The organism is Hydrogenophaga sp. (assembly GCF_022844385.1).
GTDB lineage: Bacteria > Pseudomonadota > Gammaproteobacteria > Burkholderiales > Burkholderiaceae_C > Hydrogenophaga.
This window is the reverse complement of sequence record NZ_JALHLX010000147.1, coordinates 1-7,559: the sequence shown is the minus strand read 5'-3', so window position 1 is coordinate 7,559 and position 7,559 is coordinate 1. Positions and strand designations below refer to the sequence as shown.

The 7,559-nt window shown below is 65.3% G+C and carries 8 protein-coding genes; 6 read left to right on the top strand and 2 right to left on the bottom strand.

Annotated elements, in window-relative coordinates; translation table 11 throughout:
• Nucleotides 1-122: 122 nt before the first annotated feature.
• Entirely contained in the window at nucleotides 123-620 is a 498-nt protein-coding gene (locus Q0C59_RS17270; RefSeq protein ID WP_291217845.1) for a MarR family winged helix-turn-helix transcriptional regulator, read from the bottom strand.
• Between the two features lie 47 nt (nucleotides 621-667).
• Between Q0C59_RS17270 and Q0C59_RS17265 the strand changes: the two genes are divergently transcribed.
• Complete coding sequence (locus Q0C59_RS17265) at nucleotides 668-2,407, top strand: FAD-dependent oxidoreductase (RefSeq protein ID WP_291217843.1); 1,740 nt, start codon at nucleotides 668-670, stop codon at nucleotides 2,405-2,407.
• Nucleotides 2,408-2,441: 34 nt separating this feature from the next.
• Here the strand turns inward: Q0C59_RS17265 and Q0C59_RS17260 are convergent, their stop codons facing one another.
• The gene (locus Q0C59_RS17260; protein ID WP_291217841.1) at nucleotides 2,442-2,870 is read right to left on the bottom strand and encodes an FKBP-type peptidyl-prolyl cis-trans isomerase; all 429 of its coding nucleotides are present in this window, start codon (nucleotides 2,868-2,870) and stop codon (nucleotides 2,442-2,444) included.
• A 141-nt stretch (nucleotides 2,871-3,011) separates the two neighbouring features.
• On the opposite strand from Q0C59_RS17260, the gene serA reads away from it, so the two are divergent.
• The 5 genes from serA (at nucleotide 3,012) to Q0C59_RS17235 (ending at nucleotide 6,871) form a co-directional block, all read left to right on the top strand.
• Nucleotides 3,012-4,274, top strand: coding sequence for a phosphoglycerate dehydrogenase (gene serA, locus Q0C59_RS17255; RefSeq protein ID WP_291217839.1), 1,263 nt, complete (start codon nucleotides 3,012-3,014; stop codon nucleotides 4,272-4,274).
• Nucleotides 4,274-4,507: a hypothetical protein gene (locus tag Q0C59_RS17250; protein WP_291217837.1), complete on the top strand. Its 234-nt coding sequence runs from the start codon at nucleotides 4,274-4,276 to the stop codon at nucleotides 4,505-4,507. Before serA ends, Q0C59_RS17250 begins: the two co-directional genes overlap by 1 nt.
• Nucleotides 4,508-4,594: 87 nt before the next feature.
• Nucleotides 4,595-5,782: an NnrS family protein gene (locus tag Q0C59_RS17245; protein WP_291217835.1), complete on the top strand. Its 1,188-nt coding sequence runs from the start codon at nucleotides 4,595-4,597 to the stop codon at nucleotides 5,780-5,782.
• Nucleotides 5,783-5,845: 63 nt separating this feature from the next.
• Complete coding sequence (gene fdxA, locus Q0C59_RS17240) at nucleotides 5,846-6,169, top strand: ferredoxin FdxA (protein ID WP_291217833.1); 324 nt, start codon at nucleotides 5,846-5,848, stop codon at nucleotides 6,167-6,169.
• 3 nt (nucleotides 6,170-6,172) lie between these two features.
• A complete protein-coding gene (locus Q0C59_RS17235) occupies nucleotides 6,173-6,871 on the top strand; it encodes a succinate dehydrogenase iron-sulfur subunit (RefSeq protein ID WP_291217830.1) in 699 nt (232 codons plus the stop codon).
• The last annotated feature ends 688 nt before the right edge of the window (nucleotides 6,872-7,559 follow it).

Genomic DNA, 7,559 nt, shown 5'->3' with positions numbered 1-7,559 from the left:
ACCGCGCACTTGCACAGTTCGAGGAGTTCTGCACCGTCACGCAGAGCGTTCGCCAGTCCGTTCCGGTGCGCGTGACCGTCATTGACGCCAACGGCCTCACGCTGCGCGATCAGGCCTGACCGTCAGCGCGCCACAGGCCGCTCTTTCACCCGGATCGACTCCACCGTGCCGGCGTAACGCCCCAGGCCCTGCAGCAGCACCGCAGCGGCCTCGGGGCCGATCTCGGTCAGCAGTTCACGCTCTGCCTTCTTCACCGCCCGGCCAAAGGCGGCCAGCCATTCGCGGCCGGCGTCGGTGAACTGCACCGTGCGGGCGCGCTTGTCGCTCACATCCACTTCACGCACCACCAGCCCCAGGGCCTCGCACTGGTCGATCAGCTCGGTCATGGCGGCGTTCGTCATGTGGGCGCGACGCGCCAGCTCGGTGATGCGGGTGCCCTCCAGGTCCAGATGGCGCGTGAGGTTCACATGAGGCAGCCGCGTGTCGGCGTGGCCGGCATGGGCCATGAGTTCGAGCACGCGGGCCTCAAAACGGGTCACGGCGTTGCCCAGAATCCGGCCCGCGTTGCCCAGCCGCCAGGCGTCTTTGGTGTTGCGGGATTTTGACGAAGTTGTGGTCATGCGTAGAATGCGATTTGCTTAGGTTACCTAACCATATGGACTGCGCCATGCCAGCCGACAACCGACCGAAACAGAGTTTGCTTGAACAACAAGCCGCCCGGAGCGAGGCCCTGGAGGTGGATGTGTTGATTGCCGGCGCAGGGCCTTGCGGCTTGATGCTGGCCAACGAACTCGGCCTGCGCAATGTAGCCTGCCTGGTGGTGGACCCGAAGCCGGGCACCGCCTTCAACCCGCAGGCCAACGCCACGCAGGCGCGCACCATGGAGCACTTCCGGCGCATCGGCATCTCAGGGGCCGTGCGCGCCCTCGGCCTGCCACCAGACCACCCGACCGACATTGCGTACTTCACCCGTTTCGCCACACACGAACTGGCGCGCCTGCGGCTGCCCACGGCCGAACAGGCCACGCAGAGCATCAAGCACCTGGCGGGCTCCTGGAGTGCGGCCGAACTGCCGCACCGGGTGTCGCAAAAATACGTGGAAGCGGTGCTGCGCGAGCACGCCGAAGAGCGCACCGGCCGCCGCATCGAATTCGGCTGGCAGCTGAAGTCATTCGAAGACCACGCAGACGGCGTTCGGGCCCAGCTGGCGCCTTCGAGCTTGCAGGGAAGAGGTGTCAGCGTGCACGCCCGCTACCTGGTGGGGGCAGACGGCGCGCGCAGTGCGGTGCGCAGCGCACTGGGCATCCACCTGGGCGGCGCCACTGGTCTGCAGCGCCAGTTCATGGGCGGCAAGATGTTTGCCATCTACCTGCGCGCGCCCTCGTTCTACCAACGCTTCCCGCACGACATCGCCTGGATGTACGTGTCGGTCAACCACGAGCGGCGCGTTTTCATGGCCTCGGTGGACGGGCGCGGTGAGTTCGCGTTTCACGCGGCGGTGCACCCGCACGAGACGCCCGAGAACTGGACACACGAAGACGCACGCCGCATCGTGGCCGAGGCCAGCGGCATGGCCGACCTGGACCTGGAAATCCTGTCCACCGGCATCTGGATCGCCGGGCACTCGCTGGTGGCCGAGCGTTACCAGCAAGGGCGTGTGTTCATCGCCGGCGACGCGGCCCACCTGTTTACCCCCACCGGCGGCCTGGGCTACAACACCGCAGTGGGTGACGCGGTCAATCTGGGCTGGAAGCTGGCCGCGGTGGCCAAAGGGCAGGCCCACCCTTCTCTGCTGAACAGCTATGAGCTCGAACGCCGCCCGATCGGCCTGCGCAACACGGCGTACGCGCGCCAGTTCGCCGACTCGGTGGGACTGTTCGAGGCCACGCCCGAGCTGGAGGCCGAGGGCACCGTCGGCGATCATCAGCGCGCGCTGGCCGGCACCGCGTTGAACGCCCACGTGCGGCGCGAGTTCAACATCCCCGGCGTCACGTTTGGCGAGCGGTACGACACCTCGCCGCTGGTGTTCAGCGATTCCGCGGGCGTGCCGCCCGATCAGGCCAATGAGTACATCCCCACCACCGTGCCCGGCGGGCGCTTGCCGCACCGCTGGCTGGATGGCGAACGATCGCTCTACGACCTGCTGGGCTTCGAATGGACCGTGCTCACGCCAGGACACCTGAACGATGCTGCGCAGGCGCTGGCCGAGGCGGGCACAGCGACCGGGCTCAACGTGAAAGTGCTGGCGCTGTCGAGCGATGAGGCGGGTGCTCTGCTGGACGATGGCATGCTGGTGGTGCGGCCAGACCAGGTGATTGCGTGGCGCGGCGCCTCAGCGCCAGCGCCCGGCGACCTCTGGGCCCGGGTGGCCGCAGCGGTCATCCGGCCGGACGGCCCGCCGCCTTGACGAATCGCCCCACCGGTGCGTCCCGTGTGTCCGCTTACCGCTTCTTCACCGCCAGCAGCTGCACCTGAAATTGCAGAACACTGTTGGCCGGGATCACGCCGGGAATGCCCCGCTCGCCATAAGCCGTGGCGGGAGGGCAGGTCACATCGGCGGTGTCGCCCACCTTCATTTCCTGCAAGGCTTGCGTCCAGCAAGGCACAACACGGTTGAGCGGAAAGGTGGCCGGTTCGCCGCGTTTGAACGAACTGTCGAACTCTTTTCCGTCGGTCAACTTGCCACGGTAGTGCACCTGCACGGTATCGGTGGCCAACGGTTTTTCACCCGTGCCAGCCGCGGTCCATTTGAGTGCAACGCCCGACGGGAGAACCTTGTCGGCGGGCAGTGCGCCCGCCGTCTGGGCGTGGGCAGAAGAAAAGACCGACAGGGTTGTCAGGACAGCGGCGATTTGAAGGATGGTTTTCATGGGGTAAGGTGGAAAGAAGAACGGGCGGCGCAGGCATGGGCAGGTGATCTGGTTCGACTTTATCCGCAGCGCGGCCGGCGGTCCCCGGCTGAACCCGGGCCCGTGTGTTCGGGCCTTCAATCCCGACTACATTAGTCGGGTATGAACCTTACCCTGCCTCTCTCCCGCCCCGAAGCCGCCGCGACCTCGATCGACAAGCGCAAGATCCGTTTCCTGCTGCTCGAAGGCATCGACCCCTCGGCCATCGCCACGCTGCAAGCCGCCGGCTACAGCCAGATCGAAAGCCTGGCCGGATCGCCTTCCGACGACGAACTGCGCCAGAAGATCGCCGATGTGCACTTCGTCGGTATCCGCTCGCGCACCCAACTCACCGCCGAGGTGCTGGCCCACGCAACCAGGCTGATCGCCATCGGCTGCTTCTGCATCGGCACCAACCAGGTCGACCTGGTGGCAGCGCGCCAGCGCGGCATCGCGGTGTTCAACGCACCGTTTTCCAACACCCGTTCGGTGGCTGAGCTGGTGCTGGGCGAAGCGATTCTGCTGCTGCGCGGTGTGCCCGAAAAGAGCACAGTGGCGCACCGCGGCGGCTGGCTCAAGACGGCCCGCAACGCCCACGAGATCCGTGGCAAAACGCTGGGCATCGTCGGCTACGGCGCCATCGGCTCGCAGCTCTCGGTGCTGGCCGAAGCGCTGGGCATGCAGGTGGTCTTTGTCGACGTGCTCAGCAAGCTGGCGTTGGGCAATGCCCGTCAGTTGGCCAGCCTGGCCGAACTGCTGGGCGCCGCCGACGTGGTGAGCTTGCACGTGCCGGAGAACGCCAGCACCGAATGGATGATCGGCGCGCGCGAGATCGCGCAGATGAAGCCCGGTGCGGTGCTCATCAACGCTTCGCGCGGCCGCGTGGTCGAGATCGATCCGTTGGCCGACGCGCTGCGCGAACACCGCCTGGCCGGCGCCGCCATCGACGTCTTCCCCCACGAGCCGCAGAGCAACGCCGATCGTTTCGAGTCACCGCTGCGCGGCCTGGACAACGTGATCCTGACACCGCACATCGGCGGCTCCACGCTGGAGGCGCAAAGCAACATCGGACACGAGGTGGCGGAAAAACTGGTCCGGTACAGCGACAACGGCACCACCACCTCGTCGGTCAACTTCCCCGAGGTGGCGCTGCCTGCCCACCCGGGCAAACGACGCCTGCTGCACGTGCACCGCAACGTGCCAGGCGTGCTGTCGGACATCAACCGCGTGTTCGCCGACAACGGCATCAACATTGCCGCGCAGTACCTGCAAACCCGCGACGACGTGGGCTACGTGGTGATCGACGTTGACGCAGAGCACGCCGACATCGCACTGTCCGGGCTGGCTGGGGTGACCGGCACCTTGCGCACCCGCGTGTTGTTCTGATGCAAGGCCTGACCATCGGTCCGGACCGGGGCGGCGTGTGCGCGGTGCTCGACACGCAAGGCCTCCAGGTCGGCAACCTGAAGCTCATCGGCGGGCGCTGGAAGTTCAAGGCGATGGGCCATGACGACCAGGGCCAGGTCATCCCGGGCGGCGGGCCGCTGACCGAGCGGCACAACATGAGCTTCGAACGGCTGGACTGCGCCGAGATCACCAACCGCCTTCTGGGCGGTTGAACGGTCTGGCGGATGGCTGACTGCTTTGTCCACCCGGGCTTTATAATATTCACACAACATGAATATTTAATGACGAGTTGCCTGCCCATGACCACTGCCACCGAACCGGTCCACGCGCCATCACCGCCAGGCTGGCCATTGCTGCGGCTCGGCTTCCGTCCGTTTTACCTGGGAGCCGCTGCCTACGGCATGCTCGCCGTCCCGCTGTGGATCGCCTTCATGTTGGGCAAGGTGTCCTTGAACCTCACCCTGTCTCCTGTGCTGTGGCACGCCCACGAAATGCTGTTCGGGTTTGCGGTCGCGGTCATCGTGGGCTTTTTGCTGACAGCGGGCAAGGTGTGGACGGGCCTGGACACGCCACGCGGCGTTGCGCTGGCCGCGCTGGCGGGGCTGTGGCTGGCCGCCCGGGTGGCGGCCGTCTTTGCACCGTATGGCGTCTATGCGGTTCTGGACCTGCTGCTGTTGCCGCTGGTGGCCGGCATCTTCATCACGTTGCTCCTGCGTGCGGGCGGCGGGCGCAACCTGCCACTGGGCGCGATTCTTTTGTTGCTGGCCCTGGCCAACGCCGCGTTTCACGGGGCTGTCAGCGGGTTGATCGACATCGAACCGGTTCGCGCCCTCCATGCGGGCCTGGCCCTGATCGTGATGATCGAGTGCGTGATCGCCGGGCGGGTGATCCCGGCGTTCACCCAGTCGGCGTTGCCCGGCTTGAGACTGAAGGTGCCCACCTGGCTGGAGCAAGCCACACTCGGCGCCACGGCCATTGCGTTGGCCTTGTGGGTACTGTTGCCGGCCAACGCCTTCAGCGCCACGGCGCTCGGTGCTGCGGCTTGTCTGCACGCCCTTCGCCTGTGGCGTTGGAAACCGTTGCGCACCCGCTCGCGCCCCATTCTGTGGGTGCTGCACCTGGCCTATGCGTGGCTTCCCGCCGGCCTGGCTCTGCTGGCGCTGTCCCAGCTCGGCGTGCTGGGCGTCTCGTCCGGCATCCACGCCCTGGCAGTGGGGGCCACTGGCGGGCTCATCATCGGCATGATCACCCGCACAGCGCGCGGCCACACCGGTCGCCCGTTGCAGGCCACCCGGCTTGAGACGGCGGCCTATCTGCTGGTGGCCTGTGCGGCCGTGTCGAGGGTTCTGCTGCCACTGTTGGCGCCGCAGCATCTCGTGATCTGGCTGGTGGCCGCCGCCGCCGCGTGGGGCATTGCGTTCGCTCTGTACCTGGTGGTTTTTTCGCCGTGGCTGGTCACGACCCGCCTCGACGGCAAGGACGGCTGAAGCCATGGCCAACCCTGCCCCACTGGCTTCATCGGCAGGTGCCCCACCTGGTGGGGAGCGTTCATGACCTTCGTCGTCACCGAGGCCTGCATACGCTGCAAGTACACCGACTGCGTGGATGTGTGCCCAGTGGACGCTTTTCGGGAAGGGCCGAACTTCCTCGCCATCGACCCCGCCGAATGCATCGACTGCGCCGTGTGCGTTCCGGAGTGTCCGGTCAGTGCCATCTATGCCGAAGAGGATGTCCCGCGTGACCAGCTGCATTTCACGGCCCTGAACGCCGAGCTGTCACGCGAGTGGAAGCCCATCGTGCGCACCAAGCTGCCGCTGCCAGACGCCGACGCGTGGAGCAAGGTCACATCCAAGCTCGGAGAGCTGAAGCGATAAACCATGCATATCTTCAAAATTTACCGCTACGACCCGGATGTCGACGCCAAGCCCTGGATGCAGACGCTGGAACTCGACGTCAACCCGGGCGACCGCATGTTGCTCGACGTGCTCATGCGTCTCAAGGCCGTGGACCCAAGCCTGTCTTTCCGGCGCTCCTGCCGCGAAGGCATTTGCGGCTCCGACGCCATGAACATCAACGGCAAGAACGGACTGGCGTGCGTCACCAACATGAAATCGCTGCAGCGTGTGGTGACGCTCAAACCCCTGCCGGGCCTGCCTGTCATCCGCGACCTGATCGTGGACATGACCGACTTTTTCAAGCAGTACCACTCGATCAAGCCCTACCTCATCAACCTCGCTCCGCCTCCGGAGCGGGAACGCCTGCAGTCGACCGAGCAGCGAGAAGAGCTCAATGGGCTGTACGAATGCATCCTGTGTGCCTGCTGCTCATCGGCGTGTCCGAGCTTCTGGTGGAACCCGGACAAGTACGTCGGGCCCGCCGGCCTGTTGCAGGCCTACCGCTTCCTCGTCGACAGCCGCGACACGGCCACCGCCGAGCGACTGGACAACCTCAACGACCCGTTCCGTCTGTTTCGCTGCCGCGACATCCTGAACTGCGTGGACGTTTGCCCCAAGGGCCTGGTTCCGGCGGGTGCCATCAGCAAGATCAAGGAGATGATGGTTCGGCGCAGCGTTTGATCGACAGTACTGCGAGGGCGGAGTTTCGCATCGAACCTCCGGTCAAACTCAGGTCAAGCGTGGCCACTTCGGCAACACGCATGCAGGGGGAGGCCTATGGCGCGACACCGCCCTCATACAAATCAACCCTTCCGCAGCGTCGTCAGACTGAAAGGCGAGACAAACGAGGGCACAAGCAAAGAATTCTCGCCAAGAGCGGTTCCAACTGGTGTAGTCGTTGTGCTGTCAAGAGGAGGTGCACCTTCATCAAATGGTTCAGGCGCAGCGCACGACTAGAGCATGGATTTGCTTGTACGTGCGAGGTACGCCAAGTCTGGCACCTTCTGCCCCGCCATGGGCACTCCAACCGCTCGTACGGCAGACGTGCCACCAAGGCCGGGGACTCATGTTTTCGGCTCTGTTGACCCGCTTCCGACGTTTTTTGGCAAGAACAGTCCTGGTGGTTGACTGGAGGGAATAAAGTTCGTCGGAGGCATGCGCGCCAACCTGTTGATGTTCCCTGGCTCGCTGCGCGTGCCAAAGTTCGTCGGGAACATGCTGTTCGAAATCAGCCCCTGAAGGCCCGCTCGGCAGCGATTGCTGTCTATGGCGATAACTTTGGGACACTGCGGTCATATCCATTCAGCAGTCATCCAAGTCCCGGCAATCGACGGGAAGGAAGGTCAGCTCACAGAGGTGATGCGGACCT

What these genes read in the sequence shown, in the direction of transcription:
- Q0C59_RS17270 (WP_291217845.1), bottom strand. Translation starts at nt 620, where the DNA reads ATGACCACAACTTCGTCAAAATCCCGCAACACCAAAGACGCCTGGCGG.
- Q0C59_RS17265 (WP_291217843.1), top strand. Translation starts at nt 668, where the DNA reads ATGCCAGCCGACAACCGACCGAAACAGAGTTTGCTTGAACAACAAGCC.
- Q0C59_RS17260 (WP_291217841.1), bottom strand. Translation starts at nt 2,870, where the DNA reads ATGAAAACCATCCTTCAAATCGCCGCTGTCCTGACAACCCTGTCGGTC.
- serA (WP_291217839.1), top strand. Translation starts at nt 3,012, where the DNA reads ATGAACCTTACCCTGCCTCTCTCCCGCCCCGAAGCCGCCGCGACCTCG.
- Q0C59_RS17250 (WP_291217837.1), top strand. Translation starts at nt 4,274, where the DNA reads ATGCAAGGCCTGACCATCGGTCCGGACCGGGGCGGCGTGTGCGCGGTG.
- Q0C59_RS17245 (WP_291217835.1), top strand. Translation starts at nt 4,595, where the DNA reads ATGACCACTGCCACCGAACCGGTCCACGCGCCATCACCGCCAGGCTGG.
- fdxA (WP_291217833.1), top strand. Translation starts at nt 5,846, where the DNA reads ATGACCTTCGTCGTCACCGAGGCCTGCATACGCTGCAAGTACACCGAC.
- Q0C59_RS17235 (WP_291217830.1), top strand. Translation starts at nt 6,173, where the DNA reads ATGCATATCTTCAAAATTTACCGCTACGACCCGGATGTCGACGCCAAG.